This window comes from Acinetobacter tibetensis (genome assembly GCF_023824315.1).
In the GTDB taxonomy this organism is placed as follows: domain Bacteria; phylum Pseudomonadota; class Gammaproteobacteria; order Pseudomonadales; family Moraxellaceae; genus Acinetobacter; species Acinetobacter tibetensis.
The window spans coordinates 1,808,079-1,827,138 of record NZ_CP098732.1 but is presented as its reverse complement, the minus strand read 5'-3'; the positions used below and the strand labels follow the sequence as shown (position 1 = coordinate 1,827,138).

At 39.9% G+C, this 19,060-nt stretch carries 18 protein-coding genes; 5 read left to right on the top strand and 13 right to left on the bottom strand.

The genetic code is table 11. The features are described 5' to 3' along the window. Positions 1–53: 53 nt before the first annotated feature. Positions 54–545, top strand: coding sequence for a 2-C-methyl-D-erythritol 2,4-cyclodiphosphate synthase (gene ispF / locus M5E07_RS08880; protein ID WP_116760701.1), 492 nt, complete (start codon positions 54–56; stop codon positions 543–545). On the opposite strand, the gene M5E07_RS08875 is transcribed toward ispF, so the two are convergent. The 7 genes from M5E07_RS08875 to M5E07_RS08845 form a co-directional block, all read right to left on the bottom strand. Continuing rightward, positions 533–1,057 (bottom strand): protein tyrosine phosphatase family protein, encoded by a 525-nt coding sequence (locus tag M5E07_RS08875; protein ID WP_252218554.1) that lies wholly within the window; start codon positions 1,055–1,057, stop codon positions 533–535. The two genes, ispF and M5E07_RS08875, sit on opposite strands and share 13 nt — an antisense overlap. Positions 1,058–1,118: 61 nt before the next feature. Continuing rightward, positions 1,119–2,210, bottom strand: coding sequence for a 3-deoxy-7-phosphoheptulonate synthase (locus tag M5E07_RS08870; protein WP_116760775.1), 1,092 nt, complete (start codon positions 2,208–2,210; stop codon positions 1,119–1,121). Positions 2,211–2,335: 125 nt separating this feature from the next. Next, a complete protein-coding gene (locus tag M5E07_RS08865) occupies positions 2,336–3,226 on the bottom strand; it encodes a sulfite exporter TauE/SafE family protein (RefSeq protein WP_252218553.1) in 891 nt (296 codons plus the stop codon). A 138-nt stretch (positions 3,227–3,364) separates the two neighbouring features. Continuing rightward, positions 3,365–3,652, bottom strand: a complete 288-nt coding sequence (locus M5E07_RS08860; protein ID WP_252223765.1) for a DUF1634 domain-containing protein — start codon at positions 3,650–3,652, stop codon at positions 3,365–3,367. Continuing rightward, positions 3,652–5,208, bottom strand: coding sequence for a PepSY-associated TM helix domain-containing protein (locus M5E07_RS08855; protein WP_252218551.1), 1,557 nt, complete (start codon positions 5,206–5,208; stop codon positions 3,652–3,654). The genes M5E07_RS08860 and M5E07_RS08855 overlap by 1 nt, the downstream gene beginning before the upstream one ends. Positions 5,209–5,211: 3 nt before the next feature. Then, positions 5,212–5,505: a hypothetical protein gene (locus M5E07_RS08850; protein WP_252218549.1), complete on the bottom strand. Its 294-nt coding sequence runs from the start codon at positions 5,503–5,505 to the stop codon at positions 5,212–5,214. 61 nt (positions 5,506–5,566) lie between these two features. Further along, entirely contained in the window at positions 5,567–7,666 is a 2,100-nt protein-coding gene (locus tag M5E07_RS08845) for a TonB-dependent siderophore receptor (protein ID WP_252218547.1), read from the bottom strand. A gap of 221 nt (positions 7,667–7,887) precedes the next feature. Between M5E07_RS08845 and lpxB the strand changes: the two genes are divergently transcribed. Then, positions 7,888–9,057, top strand: coding sequence for a lipid-A-disaccharide synthase (gene lpxB / locus M5E07_RS08840; RefSeq protein ID WP_116760687.1), 1,170 nt, complete (start codon positions 7,888–7,890; stop codon positions 9,055–9,057). A gap of 17 nt (positions 9,058–9,074) precedes the next feature. Here the strand turns inward: lpxB and M5E07_RS08835 are convergent, their stop codons facing one another. Beyond that, positions 9,075–9,998, bottom strand: a complete 924-nt coding sequence (locus M5E07_RS08835; protein ID WP_252218546.1) for an AraC family transcriptional regulator — start codon at positions 9,996–9,998, stop codon at positions 9,075–9,077. Between the two features lie 187 nt (positions 9,999–10,185). On the opposite strand from M5E07_RS08835, the gene M5E07_RS08830 reads away from it, so the two are divergent. Beyond that, a complete protein-coding gene (locus M5E07_RS08830) occupies positions 10,186–11,403 on the top strand; it encodes an alkane 1-monooxygenase (protein ID WP_252218543.1) in 1,218 nt (405 codons plus the stop codon). A 75-nt stretch (positions 11,404–11,478) separates the two neighbouring features. Here the strand turns inward: M5E07_RS08830 and M5E07_RS08825 are convergent, their stop codons facing one another. From M5E07_RS08825 to M5E07_RS08805, 5 genes are all read right to left on the bottom strand, one after another. After that, the gene (locus tag M5E07_RS08825) at positions 11,479–11,964 is read right to left on the bottom strand and encodes a GNAT family N-acetyltransferase (RefSeq protein ID WP_252218541.1); all 486 of its coding nucleotides are present in this window, start codon (positions 11,962–11,964) and stop codon (positions 11,479–11,481) included. A gap of 81 nt (positions 11,965–12,045) precedes the next feature. Further along, positions 12,046–13,245, bottom strand: a complete 1,200-nt coding sequence (locus M5E07_RS08820) for an acyl-CoA dehydrogenase family protein (protein WP_252218539.1) — start codon at positions 13,243–13,245, stop codon at positions 12,046–12,048. A 24-nt stretch (positions 13,246–13,269) separates the two neighbouring features. Next, positions 13,270–14,556, bottom strand: a complete 1,287-nt coding sequence (locus M5E07_RS08815) for an acyl-CoA dehydrogenase family protein (RefSeq protein WP_252223763.1) — start codon at positions 14,554–14,556, stop codon at positions 13,270–13,272. 233 nt (positions 14,557–14,789) lie between these two features. Next, positions 14,790–16,163: an ABC1 kinase family protein gene (locus M5E07_RS08810; RefSeq protein WP_116760675.1), complete on the bottom strand. Its 1,374-nt coding sequence runs from the start codon at positions 16,161–16,163 to the stop codon at positions 14,790–14,792. A gap of 147 nt (positions 16,164–16,310) precedes the next feature. Further along, on the bottom strand, positions 16,311–16,613 hold the full coding sequence (locus tag M5E07_RS08805; protein WP_252218537.1) for a hypothetical protein: 303 nt from the start codon (positions 16,611–16,613) through the stop codon (positions 16,311–16,313). A gap of 282 nt (positions 16,614–16,895) precedes the next feature. On the opposite strand from M5E07_RS08805, the gene prmB reads away from it, so the two are divergent. Both prmB and aroC read left to right on the top strand, forming a co-directional pair. Next, entirely contained in the window at positions 16,896–17,906 is a 1,011-nt protein-coding gene (prmB, locus tag M5E07_RS08800; protein ID WP_116760671.1) for a 50S ribosomal protein L3 N(5)-glutamine methyltransferase, read from the top strand. Positions 17,907–17,918: 12 nt separating this feature from the next. Further along, positions 17,919–19,013 (top strand): chorismate synthase, encoded by a 1,095-nt coding sequence (gene aroC / locus M5E07_RS08795; RefSeq protein WP_252218536.1) that lies wholly within the window; start codon positions 17,919–17,921, stop codon positions 19,011–19,013. Positions 19,014–19,060: the final 47 nt, after the last annotated feature.

The window sequence follows — 19,060 nt, the reverse complement described above, 5'->3', positions numbered from 1 at the left end:
CGAAACACTGAATACAAGATTTCAAACATTTATTTCTGAAGGAGCGTAACTGAATGGTCGCACATATTCGAATTGGTCAAGGAATGGATGTACACGCTTTTGAGGAAGGCGAATTTGTTACTTTGGCTGGCGTTAAAATTCCACATACACACGGTTTAAAAGCACATTCCGATGGTGATGTTGTGCTGCATGCACTCTGTGATGCATTATTGGGTGCACTTGCATTGGGCGATATTGGGCAGCATTTTCCAGATACAGATCCTGAATTTAAAGGGGCAGACAGTCGAGTACTGTTAAAACACGTCTATCAGCTCATTTTAGATCGTGGCTATGTGTTGAATAATGCGGATATGACGGTAGCCTGTGAGCGTCCAAAGTTAGCGAAGTACAATTTAGAGATGCGTCAATCTGTCGCAGATGTTTTAGATGTGGATGTTACTCAGATTAGTATTAAAGCAACAACCACAGAAAAACTGGGTTTTACTGGCCGTCAAGAAGGTATTTTGGCAACTGCTACAGTTTTGATTAGCCATCAAGCCAAATGACCTGCACCCATCAGTGACTGTTGTAGATCTTTAGTAGCTTTACGACCTTGGAGTTGTAGGGCTACAGCATGAATCAGTCCTGTCCATGTCTCGTTTGGTTCCCAAACTGCATGTAATAAATCTTGAGCGCTGGCGATATCCATATCCATATAATATTGGCGGTAAAGATAGATTAGGCTGCTCACACGAAGGTTGTGGGCGCAATGAACCCAAACCATCTGCTCTTGAATCAAATGATCCAACATGTCTAAAACTAAGAGGCATTGCTCATCAGAAGGTGTGTCCCAAAGAATAGGAATATGAACGTAATTGAGTCCTAGTTCTAAGCAAATACGGTCTTCATTCTGAAGATGGTTTTCTGCATCATTTAAAGCAAGATTAATAACAGTTGTGACGCCATATTCTTTGATGTGTTTTAACTGTTCAACTGTCGGTTGACCAGAACTAAATAAATGCTCATGGACAAACTGGAAATGGTCAATGTGAGTTAAAGCGTTTTCAAGTTGATTCATAACGGTGACTTTTCATTGGCAGTAAAACAAAACGCCATCCTAGGGGATGGCGCTTGGATGCTTAGCGATTTGGTAGTACATCTTTCAAAGCATTGTGCATTTCTAGCAATACTTTTTCTGTTGTATCCCAGTCAATACAGCCATCTGTGACTGACTTACCGTATTCTAAATCACATAAGTTTTCAGGGATATCTTGACGACCACCTTTTAAGTGACTTTCAACCATAATACCGACAATGGATTTGTTCCCATCCAAAATTTGTTCAGTAATATTTTTTAGAACAAGCGGTTGCAAGAACGGGTCTTTATTTGAGTTGGCATGACTGGTATCAATCATGATTTTGGTGCTGACCTTGGCTTTCGCTAATGCATTTTCAGCTTCTGCTACAGAACCTGCATCATAGTTCGGTTTGCCATTACCGCCACGTAATACCACATGTGCATATGGGTTGCCGCTGGTGCGAATCACAGAAACTTGACCAAGTTCATTTAAACCTAGGAAGCTATGACCATGTTTAACCGATTGCATCGCATTAGTTGCAACAGTTAAACCACCATCTGTACCATTTTTGAAACCAACAGGAGATGAAAGTCCTGAAGACATTTCACGGTGGGTTTGGCTTTCAGTGGTACGTGCACCAATCGCAGACCAAGAAATTAAATCTTGATAATACTGTGGTGAGTTTGGATCGAGTGCTTCAGTGGCACAAGGCAAACCTTTTTCATTCAATTCCAACAGCAATTGACGACCAATACGCAAACCTTTCTCAATATTGAAAGAGTCATTCATATCTGGATCGTTAATTAAGCCTTTCCAACCTACCGTGGTACGCGGTTTTTCAAAATAAACGCGCATCACGATATAAAGCGTATCTTTAACTTGTTCACTGAGTACTTTTAAACGATCCGCATAATCATGTGCAGCAACTGTATCATGAATAGAACAAGGACCAATTACGACAAAAAGACGCTTATCTTTACCATCTAAAATATTGCGAATGGTGTCGCGACCTTTAAGTACGGTGTGATATGCATTTCCTGTTAATGGCAATTCTTTTTTTAGTTCTGCAGGAGTTACTAAAGGCTGAATGCTTTTCACATTTAAGTCTTCAATGTCTGATTGAGTAATAGGGGTTGGCTGTTGTGTATTCATTGCTGTCACTAGATCGATCATACAAGAGTTTTTTAGTTGCTTGAATATAACACGATTTAATTAGCCTTTTACTATACAAAAGACCAATAAAACCGTGAAATAATCCAATTATCCACAGAGATAGTTTAAATGCTGTGTGATTTTTCCACAGTATAAACCATTGCGGTGGTTGGTTTTTGAACAGATTTGGCTTTTACAGGATGGATTATAAAATTCACACCCAACGCAAAAAGCGTAATACCTAAAATTTTACGAATAATTTTTTCTGGCAATCGAGAACTGATCAGTGTGCCGATAATAATCGCAGGAATTGAGCCAACCAATAACCAGCCTAAAAGTGCGAAATCGACATTACCAGAACTCATGTGACCAAGACCAGCCACAAGGGTGAGTAGGACAGCGTGAACCACATCTGAACCAATGATACGAATCATCGGTAAATTGGGGAACATAATAACCAGTGCCATGATACCAAAGGCACCTGCACCCACAGAGGATAAAGTCACAAATACGCCAAGGACTACACCCATGATAATGATATAAGCCCGTTTATCTTTTGCTCGGAAGTTCACTTTCTCCAAGTCTTCGGTCATGTCTAGTTGTGCATCTTTACGGAATTTATTGAAGAAACGTTCAATATGCCCACGGAAGATGATAGATACCCCAGTTAAGGTCAACATAAAACCTAAAACCATGGTCAGCACAGCTTTATAGTGTGTGGACTGACTTAAATAATTCTCAAGTAGCCAATGTGTTGCAAAAGATGCTGGAAGGCTGCCGACAGCAAGCCAAATCACGATGGGCCAGACAATATTCATTTTTTTGGCATGAACCATCGAGCCACAGAATTTAGAAATCGATGCATACAACAAGTCGGTTCCGATAGCGATGTGTGGCTCAATTTTAAACAGGCTAATGAGAATAGGGGTCATTAAAGAACCACCACCTACACCGGTAATACCTACACAAAACCCAACCAAAACGCCTGCAAGAATATATTCAAGAGAACCAAACATGTATAGAAGCCAAATATGATAAACCATGCATATGTTATGACTTTTTGAGATAAGTGTTTGTCTTGATAAGTGATTTACTTATGCAAAAAAACGCTAAAGCCATCTTTAGCGTTGTATGAAATCATGCAAATACCAAATTTAGTTTTTTGCAGGCTTCTTTTTTAAATCATTGATATACATTATTAAAATAAAGGCTACTGGGCTGGCGAAGATCCACCAGCTAATAAAACCAATTGATATTCCGTAATGGGCGATTAAAACGACAGCAGCACTAAAAAATAGAAGGTATGCCCCACACCGACTCATCAATGGAAATTGCGTCAAAATATGCAACGAAGATTGCTTGGTTTTTGCAATTTGCTTGCTGCTGAGTAAGTGTAAGATCCAAAGTCCTAAAAGGATAAATATCAAACTAAATAGAATCATCAAGATGCATTTCCTTGTTGTGCCGAAGAAAGCTTTTTGATGATTTTTTGCTTAGCCGTTGTTTGAATGGGGTGAATATTTTTAAGAATAAAATAGGCCAAAACAGCCAGTAAAATAAAAAATAGATCTACTCGGAAGAAAGTCCAATAGCTCACAAGACTATGGATATATTGATGCTGAACCAAATAAAATAGGTCGAACATGGATAAACATGCCGCCAAAACAATTAAGCACACCAGTTGAGAACGCCACAGCCATTGTTTCGGGGTGAAAAGCGCTGCCGCTAGACTTAAGCCCCAGAGGGTAAAGAAGCTATAGATTTCATAGTTGGGCATGTCAGCAGTCATGTAGACCAAACGATTGGTATAGAAATAACCCATCATGGCGAGGGGTAAACCCACAAAAGTTGCGACATTTAGTCGATCAACAAGATAATGACCCCAGTGGAATTGCTGAGTTTTATTTTGAAGTTGTCGTTTTAAACTCCATAGCAATAGCCCTGACGCAATCATGCAACACCCGAGCAGCCCTGAAAAAAAGAAAGCCAGACGTAATAAGGGCTGAGCAAAGGTCGCCATGTGTAAGCCGTACACGCCAAAACTTAAAGTGGCAACAGCACTATCATTACGTGTTGCGGCTGTAGTGAAAGCATCGTGCCCACGTAAGGTAATTTGCGGTTGATTGCCCGTAATACTATGATCTTGGAGTTGTGTAAACGTGTACAAAGCTTGATTAGTATTTGGATTTTGTACCGAAATTGAACGCAATTCTTGCTTGCCCCAATGCTGTTCTACTTTTTGCAGTAATTCGGACATTGGCAAATTAGCCTGAGGTGTTATTAAGGTGTTTTGTGTCACGACATTGGTGCGGATTTCAGTAAAATACTGATATGGATTTTCAGGATAAAGCGCTTTCATACCCCACGGAAGATACAGATAAAAGAAAATTGCTAAACCCGTAAAGGTAATCATCAAGAAAAAAGGCAGTGCAATCACGGAGGATACATTATGAAAATCGAGCCAAGAACGTTGAGATTTAAAAGTACGTAAAGTAAAGAAATCTGTGAAAATCTTTTTATGGGTCATAATGCCCGAAATTAAGGCGATCAACATAATAAAGGCAGCGATAGAAACTGCAAGTCGTCCGATATTAACGGGTAGCCCAAAAAGTTGATAATGGAAGTGATAGAAAAAATCGCCACCTTCTGTGGCTGAAAGGCTTAGTTCTTTTCCTGTGTTGGCATCTAAAGTTTTTCTTTCATAGCTGCCATCTGCTTTTTGCCAATAAATGCGATTGACGGGTGATTCGGCTGAGGCAATACCTATAAACCATGATTTTGCATCGGGTGCATGCGTTTGCAAATAGTCTGTTGCAGAGAGAATGGCGGTTTGTTGTTGAATCTCATATTTTGCCAGTTGGGGTTGCATCCATAAGTTAATTTCATGGCGATAATATGATGCCGTGCCCATCAGAAATATGGCGAATATGACCCATCCTAGCAGCAGACCTGTCCAAGAATGTAGCCATGCCATTGATTGTCGAATACTTTTATGCATGAATTAGCCTACTCCAAGAAATAATACAAAAAGAACAGCACAACATGCCGTGCTCATGAGAGTGAGCTTCTTCAGTGATTGAATGCAGAAACAGGTCATCACAAAAAAAACATAAAAAATAAGGTTGATGAACGCCGCCAGAAAGATAGATTCTGCTTTGGGTAAACTCAGATGAAACAGATGGGTTAAGGTTAAACTGAGTAAAGCGGTACAGATAAAACCGAGTATGAAGGCGATAACAAAACGATACAGCACTTGAATACGGTAGGTCAGAGAAAGGGATTGTGCTTTACTCATAAAATGAATCGCTATGGAAATGAAAAAAACCAAGCCTGATGCTTCAGACTTGGCGGGTTCATTAATACTTAAATTTTAAAGCAACTGTGTAATTTGCAGAAGCCCCGTAATAACCTTGACCGCCATAAAGACCCGTGAGGTATTTTTCATTGGTTAGGTTATTACCATTTACTTGCACTAACAGATTGTTATTTACTTCATAACTTGCCATTAAATTGAATAAGGCATAAGCATCCTGTGTAACAGATGAATAAGAAGTGTCTTGAATATCATCTTGCCATTTTATGCTTGCACCGAGTTTAAGTTTAGGAATTTGTGGAACAGTATAAGAAGCTAAAGCATTGATGGTTTGGGTTGGAATATTGACACGTGCTTTTTCACCTGATTCCATGTTTTTCAGGCTGAATGTAGAGAAACCAAAGACAAGATCTAGATTATCTGTGACTTTACCCGATAATCCAACTTCTACACCTTGAGAACGGACTGTACCAATATCTGAAGAATATTTGTTATATGCTACATCCCATAGTGGATTGAGTGCAAAATTATCTTCATCGGTTCTAAATACAGCAAGATTACCTGTGAGTGCTCCATTTAGCCATGAACTTTTAACCCCGATTTCATAGCTTTCGCCTTCTACAGGAACAGCAGTTTTTTGAGTGGCTAGATCGATTACGGTTTGTGGTCTAAAGATAGAGGTATAGCTCATATACCCTGTATATTCAGGTGTGAAGTTATAGGTTAAACCCGCATAAGGTGAAACTTTATCTTCATTGTATTCAAGTGTGTCAATTTCAGTGTAGTTTGCTCCTAAAAGCAGTTTTAAATCATCATTTAGATGTAAGCGGGTAGCGGTGTAAACCGATTTCATCACCCGTTCTTCTGGCGCAGCGGTGTAGAACTCGCCCCATGATGGTTCTTCAGGTGACCAACTTGCCTGATCTGTCGTATAGGTGCCTAAACTGCTTCCATAAGAATAAACACTTTGCGCAGTATACTTCGACCAGTTATAGCCAATATTGGCTTCGTGGCGCTGACCAAACAATGGGAAAGTCCCTTGAATATCAGCATTTGCCGTAGTTTCTTTGAATTTCTGGTTGTAAATCTCAGGGTAGAGATAAATGCCAGAAGTATTGTCCGTGGCAGAAGGCGATCCACTTAAATAGAGCATCTTGTCACGAACTTCAGATTCTTTGAGGTTATAGCCTAGCTTTAATTTCCAATCACCAGCAAGCTGTTGTTCGATATTGGCGAAATAGTTGTCAATTTCCCAATCGTAGTATGTCCATGATGGTGCATAGTTATAGCTACGTGAATAACTTAAAGCTTCACCTTTAGAATTGACTAAAGGTAATGCACCCCATTGAGAGCCATTGGCATACTGGCGTGTTTTAGAATAGCCCGCGGAAGCTAGTGTAGAATCGGTAAGGTCTGCCTCAAGAATCCCTTGAAAGCCATTCTTTTCCTCCGAATAACGGTCTAAATATGAATTGCCCGTTTTTTCATAGCCAACCAAACGCCCACGCAGACGCCCATCTTGTGTCAGTGACCCTGAAATATCGGCTTCATAACGTTGAGTATCCCATGAACCATAGCTAATTCCTGCATTGGCTTGGAATTCTTTGGTTGGACGTTTACGAATGTAGTTAATCGTCGCACCTGGGTCTCCTAATGCATTGGTGAGGGCATCTGCACCTTTTACCACTTCAATACGGTCGTAGAAATAGCTGTCGGCATCACTATTGTTGTAGTTGTAGCTATCCACCTGTGGAATACCAATGCCATCAACCAATATATTTGAAATGTCAAAACCACGTGCTGTATAAGTTGTGCGATTGGTTTCCAGACCAGTCACCGTTACACCAGGAGTATTGTTTAAAATATCTCGCGTTGACGTAAGGTTGAAGTCATCCATTTGCTGACGTGTCACTACATTGACAGTCTGAGGCGTTTCCTGAGTATCAATATTCAGTTTGGTTGCACTACTACTTTTTTTAACTGTATATGCTTTGCTCTGTTCAGAGCTTTGATTTTCCGATGAATTTGCTTGTAACTGTATAGTAGACAAAGTTGCAACATCATCTTCAGCAAAACTAAGATTGATATGTGCAATCGTGAGAGCAAGTAAGGAATATTTAAATAGAGTCGGAGATTTAGACATGGATGAACATTAATGCAAATAATTATCATTAATTCTATTGTTACCATTAGTGATGTTCAATTGTGTAACTATTGTAAATATTGATTAAAAAAATAATCTCATAGCTAAATTAGATTTATAAATAGGTAGGTAGTGCTGTTTTGGCATATTGTTGAAATTTTTCAAAAGTTATAGCTATGCTAGAATATTTAGACGTTTAACTTTGAACAGAGCATAAAGTCTTGAACAACAAAAAACTAAAAATTGGCATTGTTGTAGGTGAAGTTTCAGGAGACACCTTGGGTGCTAAATTAATCCGCAGTTTTCGTGAGCAAGGTATCGATGCTGAGTTTGAAGGAATAGGCGGTCCTCAAATGATCGCGGAAGGCTTTCAAAGTGACTACCCGATGGATATTTTATCGGTCATGGGGATTGTTGAAGTCTTAAAAGATATCAAAAAGTTATTTGCCGTGCGGGATGGGCTTGTCGAAAAATGGTCTAAAAATCCTGTCGATATATTCATTGGCATTGATGCACCTGATTTTAATTTGCGCTTATCGAAAAGTTTGAAGCAAAAGCAATTGCCGATTAAAACCGTTCAATATGTAAGTCCTTCTGTTTGGGCATGGCGACAAGGGCGTGCACATGGAATTAAGGCAAATATTGATTTGGTGTTGTGCTTATTCCCATTCGAAAAAGCATTCTTTAAAAAATTTGATGTGTCTGCTGCCTTTGTCGGTCATCCCTTAGCGAGTGAATTACCTTTAAAAAATGATTTGATCGAAGCAAAGCAAGAACTCGGTTTAGCAACGAATCAAAAGCATATTGCATTATTACCAGGCAGTCGCCGTGGTGAAGTCGAACGATTAGGTCCATTGGTACTCAAAGCAGGGGAAATTCTGAGCCAAAAACATCCAGACTACGAATTTCTTATTCCAGCGATTAATGATGCACGTAAACAGCAAATTGAACATTTACTGCAACATTATTCCGATGCTTTCCGCGCTAAAGTGCATTTATTGGAAAATACAGACACAGAGTCTAAAATTGGTCGTCAGGTGATGAATGCAGCTAATATTGTGGCTTTGGCTTCAGGCACCGCAACTTTAGAAGCGATGCTGTTACACCGTCCGATGGTGACTTTTTATAAGCTCAATTCTTTGACATATTTTATTGCTAAATTGTTGATTAAGATTCCTTATTATTCTTTGCCTAATATTATTGCAGGTAAAAAAGTGATTCGGGAGTTGATTCAGAACGACGCAACACCAGAAAACTTAGCGCATGAAATCGAAAAACTCATGAATATTGAAGTCGCACAAATTCAGGTTATGCAGCACATTACGATGCATAAACAGCTACTTTCTGGCAATAGTGAAGATCCTGTACAAGCCATTTTAAGTTTGCTGTAACGTGTGACATATTTGTGCTATTGCATAAATTGTTGGCGGTATTGAGTGGGTGTTAGATCAAACTGTTTTTTAAATGTTTGACTGAATGCTGTTTCTGAGGCATAGCCCACCAAGTGAGCAATTTGCTGAATCGTGTATTGTCCTTTTCTTAGATATTGTGATGCAATGCGTAGCCGATGTTGCTGCAAATACGCGAGTGGTGTTTCACCAATAATTTGACTAAATAATTGGGCAAATTTGGAGCGGGACATACAGCATTGTTCTGCAAGCGATTCTACTGTCCAAGCGTGTTGAGGTTGTCCATGAATGGCAGCTAAGGCATTGGATAATTCAGGGTGAGAGAGTGCAGTTAACCAGTTGTTGCGATCACTCAACTGTAAAATGTAGTCGCGAACACATTCAATAAAAAAAATACTCACCAAATGATCTAAAATTTTGTCACGACCCAGTTGGACTTGTAGCGTTTCTACCGCTAAAAACTGCAAGCCAATCTGTAACCATTCAGGAATCGTTTGTCCATTCATCTGGTGTAAATGAATAGATTGAGGTAAGGCATTTAACAGCGGTCGCGCCATAATACTGTCCATATGACAGCGAATTGCCAAAATCACGGTTTGCTTTTCGTCGCCAGAGCCAAATGAAATACTTTTTTCACCTGTTTCATCGAAACGATGGGTAATATTTAATGTGTCAACCCAAGGGTTTGGCGTATTAAAGGCAGTATGACTGCGACCAGAAGGGATTAAAATTAAATCGCCAGCACGGGCTTGAACTTGTGTAGTTGCATCTAATTGAATAAAGGCATGACCTGCAACCATAACATAAGCGACCATGGCACTCTGGTCTTGATATTGAAAACACCAGTCTCCTTGAGCTTTTAAATAAAGATATTCTGATTTGTTCAGATGAATATCATCAAAAATTTTACTAAGTGCATCCATGTTTTTGGGTTCTTTTTAATCTGCTGAAATATACAAATATGAGCGGTTGGTAATATGAGTTTATAGGTCATTGTTTATCAAATTAAGCCAAAGACGATTACATAGTTTTTATGGACGGTTACTACTGTAGATCAAGGGCCAATTAAGAAAATATATACATAACAAGAAAAGAAGGAAAGGTTTGCAAATGAATGCAACAGTCAAAGTCGCAGAACAGGATTCAATATTGCTTCAAGCCAAATCTGGATTGGCTTTAGATAAAAAACGTTATTTATGGGCAATTAGTCCCGCTTTACCTGTGATTGGTATGGGAATTTTAGCAGGCTATCAGTTTGCACCACGTCCGTTTAAAAAAGCATTTGCTTTGGGTGGACCGTTATTACTGCATGTGATTATTCCTACAATTGATGCATTCATTGGTAAAGATCAAAATAACCCGACTGCTGAAGATGTGAAATTATTAGAACAAGATCCTTATTATGCGCGTTTGGTAAAAACTTTTATTCCGCTTCAGTATGTAGCCAATGTTTATGCGTGTTATTTGGTGGGACGTAAAGAGACGTCTTTATTGGATAAAATTTTACTGGGCGTTTCTATGGGAGCAATTAACGGTGTTGCGGTCAATACAGCCCATGAATTAAGCCATAAGTCGGATCGCTTGGATCATATTCTGTCACATTTGGCCTTAGTCCCGACAGGCTATAACCATTTTCGCATTGAGCATCCGTATGGGCATCATAAACGTGCGGCAACACCAGAAGACCCTGCATCCTCGCGTATGGGAGAAACTTTTTATGAGTTTTTACCTAGAACCGTGATTGGCTCGTTTAAATCTGCAATTGAAATTGAAAGTAATCGTTTGAAGCGTAAAGGCAAGACGTTTTGGTCTAAGGATAATGAGTTGTTACAAGGCTGGGGGATGAGTGCCACTTTTCATGCCAGCATGATCAAAATGTTTGGTGCAGGTATTACGCCATATTTACTCACACAATCTTTATATGGCATTAGCTTGTTTGAAATTATTAACTATATTGAACACTATGGTTTGTTGCGCCAGAAAGATGAAAATGGCAAATATGAGCGAACCATGCCTGAGCATAGTTGGAATAACAATAACATTGTGACTAATTTGTTCCTATATCAATTGCAACGTCATTCAGATCATCATGCTTATCCAACACGACCATTCCAAGCTCTGCGACATTTCGATGAAGCACCAGAGCTGCCAAGTGGCTATGCGAGTATGTTGCTCCCCGCGATGATTCCACCTTTATGGTTCAAAATGATGGATAAGCGCGTCTTTGAACATTATCGTGGTGACTTAAATAAAGCCAATATTCACCCTAAGCGTAGAGCGAAGATTTTTAAGAAATTTGGTGTGATAGATAAATTACTGAACTCATAATGATTTATACATCATTTAAAATTGAGCAAGCAATGACATCAATTCAGTGGGATTGATGTCATTTTTGTGCGTATTTTAAAGGTTTTTTTCCATCCAAATTTCACAGGCATGGCTATGACCCGTATGGCCTTTGGGTGCGGATAAGTGTTGAAAGCCCAACTTTTCATAAAGTTTGACCGCTTGCCATAAAGATTCGGTTGTTTCCAAATAACAGGAACGATAGCCTCGTGCCAAAGCAAATTTAAAACATTGTTCTAAGATTTGCTTGGCAAAACCTAAGCCTCTAATTTCAGGTAAAAAGTACATCTTTTGGATTTCAAGCGTTGCATGATCACCACTAAGCGGTGAAAGTCCGCCACCACCTAAAATTTGACCTTGTGCATTTTCAATTACCCAATACTGTGCATTGGGCTGACTATAGACTTGATATAAATTGTCTAAAATAGGGTCTGCAACAGCAAAGCCAGATTCAGGTGCAAGGCCAAACTCTTTGGACACTTCACGAATAATTTGGGCAATTGCAGGATTATCTTGTTTTTGGAGCGCACGAATTTGAAACATTAGATAAGTAAAGTATTTAAATGATGGATTGTTATAGCAAATAATCCATCATTTGTAAGGGCATTTTTAAGCGGATAGTACTTACTTTAACTCACTTGAACTTTTACCCAGTTCACGCCGTGCAATAATCAATTGCTGGATTTGCTGCGTACCTTCAAAAATGTCTAAGATTTTAGAATCACGTGCCCATTTCTCTAAAAGCTCTGTTTCGCTATAACCAACAGAAGCTGCAAGTTCCACACACTTTAATGTAATGTCATTGCCCACACGACCTGCTTTGGCTTTTGCGATAGAAGCCTCTTTAGAGTTTGGTTTTTTATTATCTGCCATCCACGTTGCTTTTAACATGAGTAGACGTGCGGCTTCCCATTCTGCTTCCATTTTATAAATCTGGGCTGCTAGGTTGGAACATTGCAAATAAGGGGTAGCATACTTTGAATCAAGTTGATCCTGAAAAATTTCTTTGATGCGTTCTAAAGAGGCTTTGGCACATCCAATAGCCATCGCAGCGACCAAAGGACGAGTGTTATCAAAAGTTTCCATCACCCCAGCAAAGCCTTTTGCGACATCAATTTCAGCATTCCCCAGTAAGTTTTCAGCAGGAACACGGCATTGGTCAAAGCGAATCACGGCAGTATCAGATGCTTTAATTCCGAGTTTGTGTTCTAGTCGTTCAACTGTCATACCTGCTGTGCCTTTTGCGACTACAAAAGATTTGATGGCAGCACGACCAAGTTTTTTATCCAGTGTTGCCCAGACCACCACGGAATCGGCACGTTCGCCTGAAGTCACAAAGATTTTTTCACCATTTAAGATGTAGTCGTCACCATCTTTAGTGGCTGTGGTGCGAATAGCAGCAGAGTCAGAACCACAATTTGGCTCGGTGATTGCCATTGCCGCCCATGTGCCTTTGAAGCGTTCCAATTGTTCATCGTTCGCAACCGCTGCGATGGCTGAATTGCCAAGTCCCTGACGTGGCATGGACAGTAACAGTCCTGTATCGCCATAACACATTTCGATAATGCCTAATGCTGTAGACATATTGACGCCATTTTTATTGCTGTCGTCTTGTGAACCGCGTTTTCCTACCGCAGCACCAGCGTTTATACCTTCACCACCGTCATTCATACCATCGAGTAATGATGCGAGCATATCCAGTTCTTTCGGGTAGGCATGTTCGGCTTTGTCGTATTTGCGTGAAATTGGACGTAATACATTTAATGCAACTTCATGGGCTTGGTCGAGTAAGATTTTAAATTTTTTAGGGTTTTGTAAGTTCATGATCGATACCTTTATTTTATTTTTTTAAGCGTGTAAACCTGAATGTAAGATCGCCGTAGCACGTAAATCACGGTACCAACGTTCTACGGGATGTTCTTTGGTAAAGCCATGTCCACCTAAAATTTGCACGCCGTCTGTACCAATTTTCATGGATTTTTCAGCGCAGAGTAGACGAGCAAGATACGCTTCACGGTGATAAGGTTTACCTGCTTCCGCCAAACTTGCCGCATTTAAGACCAGCATGCGCATAGCATCAATTTCAATGGCCATATCTGCAATCATAAATGCGACGCTTTGACGATGGGAAATCGGTTCACCAAAAGCCGTTCGTTCATTGGCATAGCGGATACAATATTGTTTTACGGCTTCACAAGTGCCTACGGCCATAGCACACCACATGAGATTTCCTAGATCTATAAAAGCAGTGTAATCAAAGTCATCGTCGCCTAAGCGTTCGGCAGGAGTTTGATTAAATTGTAAAGTCATGGTTTCCGTGGCTTTTAAGCCCATTGCGGGATTTTTCTGAGCACGAATAGAAGCATCGCGTTTGACCACAAATACATCTGGTCGGCCTTGAAATTCAGCACTTACAAGAAATACATCGGCAGTTTCACTCAGCATCACCAGTGTTTTTTCACCACTTAAATAAAATTGACCACCATTGCTGAGGGCTTTGGTTTTAAGCTGCATTGGATTGAATGCAGGCGTATTTTCTTGGACAGCAAAGCTGGCTCTGACTTCACTATCTTCAGCAAATGCAGATAAATAACGTTCTTGTATCTGTTCGGAACCCCATTGTGTTATGGCATTAATTACACTAAACGTTGAGAGCATGCCTGCGGTTAGGCTGAAATCGCCTTGGGCTAAATGTTCTGCAATTAAGATATGACTGATGATGTCTTTTTCAGTGGCAACACCACCAAATGATTCAGGTAATGCATAATAATTTAAGCCTAATTCATTAATGTGCGCCCAGAGTTGCTGAGGGAATTGTTCTTGATGGTCGGCTTGATGGGCAAGCGGGTAGAGGACTTCAGTCGCAAACTGACTCATGGCATCGCAGGTCATCTGCTGTTCTGCGGTTAAGCTTAGATCGAACAGAGACTTCTGCTGACTAGGCAGGCGTTGTTTAGCATGAGGCTCCGCACTATTAAAAACCTTTTGTGTTTTGCTCAGTGCTTTAAAACTGGTTTTAGAGCCTTGATATAATGATTTTTCTAAGAATTTTCTGAGCTTAAGTTGATCCAGAACGTCGCTTCCAGCAATTTTTGTAATGAGCGATAAACCTAATCCTTGTGCCTTATTGACCATATTTGTCATTATTTTTCGTTCCATATAAGCATAATTGCTATTTTTATGCTGACATGACGTTATATAAAAAACTATGTCATTATTGACATACTCAATTGTCAAAGATAAACGGTAATCTAGTATAGAGATTTAGCTTAAAGTGCTGATTTATATTATTAATATTTATAGTTAAATTGTGATAATAGGGTATGTATTGACTAGAATGACAAAGTTGCCATTCTAGTCTGAGTAAATTAAATAAAAGATTTAATCATGTCGCGGACATTGGTTTTGGCATCAATCACGGTCATAAAGGTATATGCACCGATAAATTTACGACTAATAAACATGAATTCTTTCGGTGGAACACTGAAATAACGGGAAGCCATTGATTTAGACGCTTGTTGCATGACACGGCTATGTAACAGGCTTTTCTTCCAGTCGTAGCGGTAATGCTCATCCATCACTCCAGCAGGCAAATCTTTGTTATTGGCAGGGCAGCTAAATGCTTCGGTTGCCAATAAGAAAACTTTCGCCATATCAGGTTTAATACTTTGCGGGATTGAGTCAAAAAACTCATAGCCAGTCATGGCATTCACCATTGCTTGCGTATCATGCAGATAACCTGCATGAATAAGATTGCGAGCAACATTGAGCAGGTGCTGATCAAATTGACGAATGGCACCAAAGTCAAGCAACACAATTTGATCAGGTTGTTGCTTCCCATCTCCTAAGCGAACCAAGTAGTTGCCAAAATTAGGATCGGTTTGCATTTCACCCCATTCGAAAATTTCGCGCACAGCAATTTCTAAAGAAGCTTCACCTAAAAGATTACGACGATCTTGTGGCAAGGAAAGCATCACAGGGCTGTTAATCGGCACACCACGTTCAAACGTCATGCATAGAATCTGGTTAGTACAAAATTCATCAACAATTTCTGGCACGATATAACGAGGATCATCTTTCAGGCGTTCAGCAAAGCGTCTGGTGGTTGCAGCCTCAATATCATAGCTTACTTCACGATGCATCATTTCGCGGACTTCATCAAACCACTGATCAAATTCACGGGTTTGCGGAACCATGCGGGTCAATTTGAGCATGTTTTTAAACAAGCTCATATCGGAATCAATTGCATCGGCAACACCAGGATATTGAATTTTCAATACCAGTTCTAATCCGTCAGATTTACGCGTTGCACGATGGACTTGTGCCAATGAAGCTGTGCCCAGTGGCTCATGATCAATGGTCAGGTCATGAATTTTATCACCCAGTTGTTGCTCTAAATGCTGCTTAATTGCAGGCCAAGCCAGTGCAACGGTTTGGTTATTCAGGGTATTTAACGCTTGAGTAATTTCTTCTGGCAAAAAATGTTCGCCATATAAGGCCATCATTTGTCCAATTTTGACAATCGAACCTTTTAGTTTGCCAATTTCAGCCACTAAATAGTTAGCCTGTTCTTTCATGGCTTGTTTACGTTTTTTTTCTTTTTCAGCTTCGCTTGAGAACATTGATGTCGCATTGGATGCTGCCCAACGTGTTCCCGCCAGTAAGGATGCTTTTGCAATAGATAAGCGACGATCCATAGAGGAGGTTTTAAGTTGTTTGAGCTTATCATTCTGATCTGACATTCAATGCAATCCTTAATCAGCAATTCACAGAAAAGTTAATTGTAACGGATATTAACGCGTCTTCACGTATTAAAAAAGTTCAACTTGCTGAATGACACGGTTTTTTTGGAACTGCATCTAAATTTATAGAGAATCAGGGCATTCTATTCACATGTGAAATTTTATTTTTAGTGATTCTTTGTTCGAGAGTTGAACCTTATGGCTTTGAATATAGGTCGTAATCATGTTTTGCACACTAATATGAGTAAAACCATGTGCATAGCCTTTAACAATCACAATGCTTGGTAGGCTGAAAAATAAATATTTTGCATCGTCTAAAGTCGGGCTGTTAAAAACCTGATGTTCGGACAGTTGCTGCATTAAAAATAATTTTTCAGAAAGAATATCGGGCGATTCATTGCTCCAATAGTTTTGGCGCATTGCCATAAGATTGTTGTGTTTATAGCTCATATCAAGAAAAGGAGTAAATAATGAGCTATATATAAGTCTCGAGAGTCCTTAATTCAAGTTGCTTTTGGCGAGAACGGTTAAAGTTTTGTATCTGTTTATTAAGATGCAAACCTATAAAATACAGTGCCTGTGATTGTCGGATAAATGCTGGTTCTGAATTAAATTGCAGGTGGTTGAAAAATCGAATGAAATAGAGAAGAAACAAAGTTAAGCATTATAAAATCAGGCAAAACAAGGTATCATAAGCCGTTTTTATGATTCTGAACTTTGGAGACGCCTTAAGTGGATCGACCGACTATTAGCCCTGAACATTTACAGGAAGCCGCTGAAACCCTTACCACTATTCGTGATTTTATCCGTTTTGGGGTAACAGCATTACGTCAATACGATGCACACTTAGGTCAAGGTACAGAGGACTTTTTCGCTGAAAGTTCAGCATTGGTATTACAAACCTTATCTTTGGATTGGAATGCAGATTCAGAAATTTTGGATGCAAAATTATTAGCAAGCGAAAAAGCAGAATTTCTACAATTGCTTGAACGCCGTATTAATGAAAAAGTACCCACTTCATATCTATTGAATTTGGCGTATTTCTTTAATAAGCCATTTTATGTGGATGAGCGTGTACTTATTCCGCGTTCGCCAATTGCTGAACTCATTGAAAACCGTTTTGCACCTTACTGTTTAGATGAAAACGGTGAAATGCGTGCTGCGGACAATAATCTTCCAGTCAATACTCAACCTAAAACACCGCAACGCATTTTAGATATGTGTACTGGTTCAGGTTGTATTGCCATTGCGTTGGCTTATGCATTCCCAGATTCGGAAGTAGATGCTACAGATATTTCAAAAGAAGCATTGGAAGTTGCTTCAATTAATGCCGAACATCATGACAAGCAGTACCAAGTTGCGCTATTAGAGTCAGATTTGTTTGCGAAAGTTCCTGCCGAAAATCAGTATGATTTGATTGTATCGAACCCACCGTATGTGGATGCAGAAGACATGGCAGATTTACCTGATGAATTCCGCCATGAACCAGAGTTGGCTTTGGCTGCTGGACAAGATGGTCTAGATCTAGTGCGTAAAATGTTGGCACAAGCCGCAGACTACTTAACTGAAGATGGTTTAATTGTCATCGAAGTCGGTAATTCTGAATGGGCGATGAAACAAAACTTCAATACCATCGATTTCCATTGGTTAAAATTCCAAAAAGGTGGTTCAGGCATCTTTGCTTTAACTGCTGCGCAATGTCGCCAATTCCGTGATTTATTCATTCAATCTGTTCAAGCATAAGGAGTCGTGAACATGGCAGGTAATAGTATTGGACAACTCTTCCGTGTAACGACCTGTGGTGAATCTCATGGCGTAGGCTTGATGGCAATTGTGGATGGCGTTCCACCGGGGCTTGAGCTTTGTGCTGAAGATTTACAAAAAGATTTAGATCGTCGTAAACCGGGAACCTCGAAATTTGCCACGCAACGTAAAGAACCTGATGAAGTTGAAATTATTTCAGGGGTTTTTGAAGGTAAAACCACAGGTACGCCGATTGGTTTGTTAATTCGCAATACTGACCAAAAATCTAAGGATTATGGCAATATTGCACAAACTTTCCGTCCTGGGCATGCTGACTACACCTACACGCAAAAGTACGGATTCCGTGATTATCGTGGTGGTGGTCGTTCTAGTGCGCGTGAAACAGCGATGCGCGTTGCTGCGGGAGCTATTGCGAAGAAATACCTTGCAGAAAAATTCGGAATTTTAATCCGTGGTCATGTCACCCAAATTGGTACCGAAAAAGCAGAAAAGTTAGATTGGAATGAAGTTCCAAATAATCCATTTTTCTGTGGCGATGTCGATGCAGTATCACGTTTTGAAGCCTTAGTGACTTCTTTACGTGAGCAAGGCACAAGCTGTGGTGCAAAATTAGAAATTTTGGCTGAAAATGTTCCTGTGGGGTGGGGTGAACCAGTATTTGATCGTTTAGATGCAGATATTGCTCATGCGATGATGTCAATTAACGCCGTAAAAGGGGTCGAAATTGGCGATGGTTTTGCAGTTGCTGAACAGTTTGGGCATGAAACACGTGATGAATTAACCACAGATGGCTTTTTGGCAAATCATGCAGGTGGTATTTTGGGTGGTATTTCCAGCGGTCAAACCATTCGAGTTGCGATTGCGCTTAAACCTACTGCAAGTATTACCACACCTGGTAAAACGATTAATATTTATCGTGAAAACACAGATGTCCTTACAAAAGGGCGACATGATCCATGTGTTGGTGTGCGCGCTACACCAATTGCAGAAGCAATGTTTGCGATTGTGCTGATGGATCATTTCATGCGTCATCGTGCACAGAATGCTGATGTTGTTGCACCTTTTGCACCGATTGAACCCAAATAATTTGCACAAAAACCAGTTCGCTTGAACTGGTTTTTTATAACTTAATT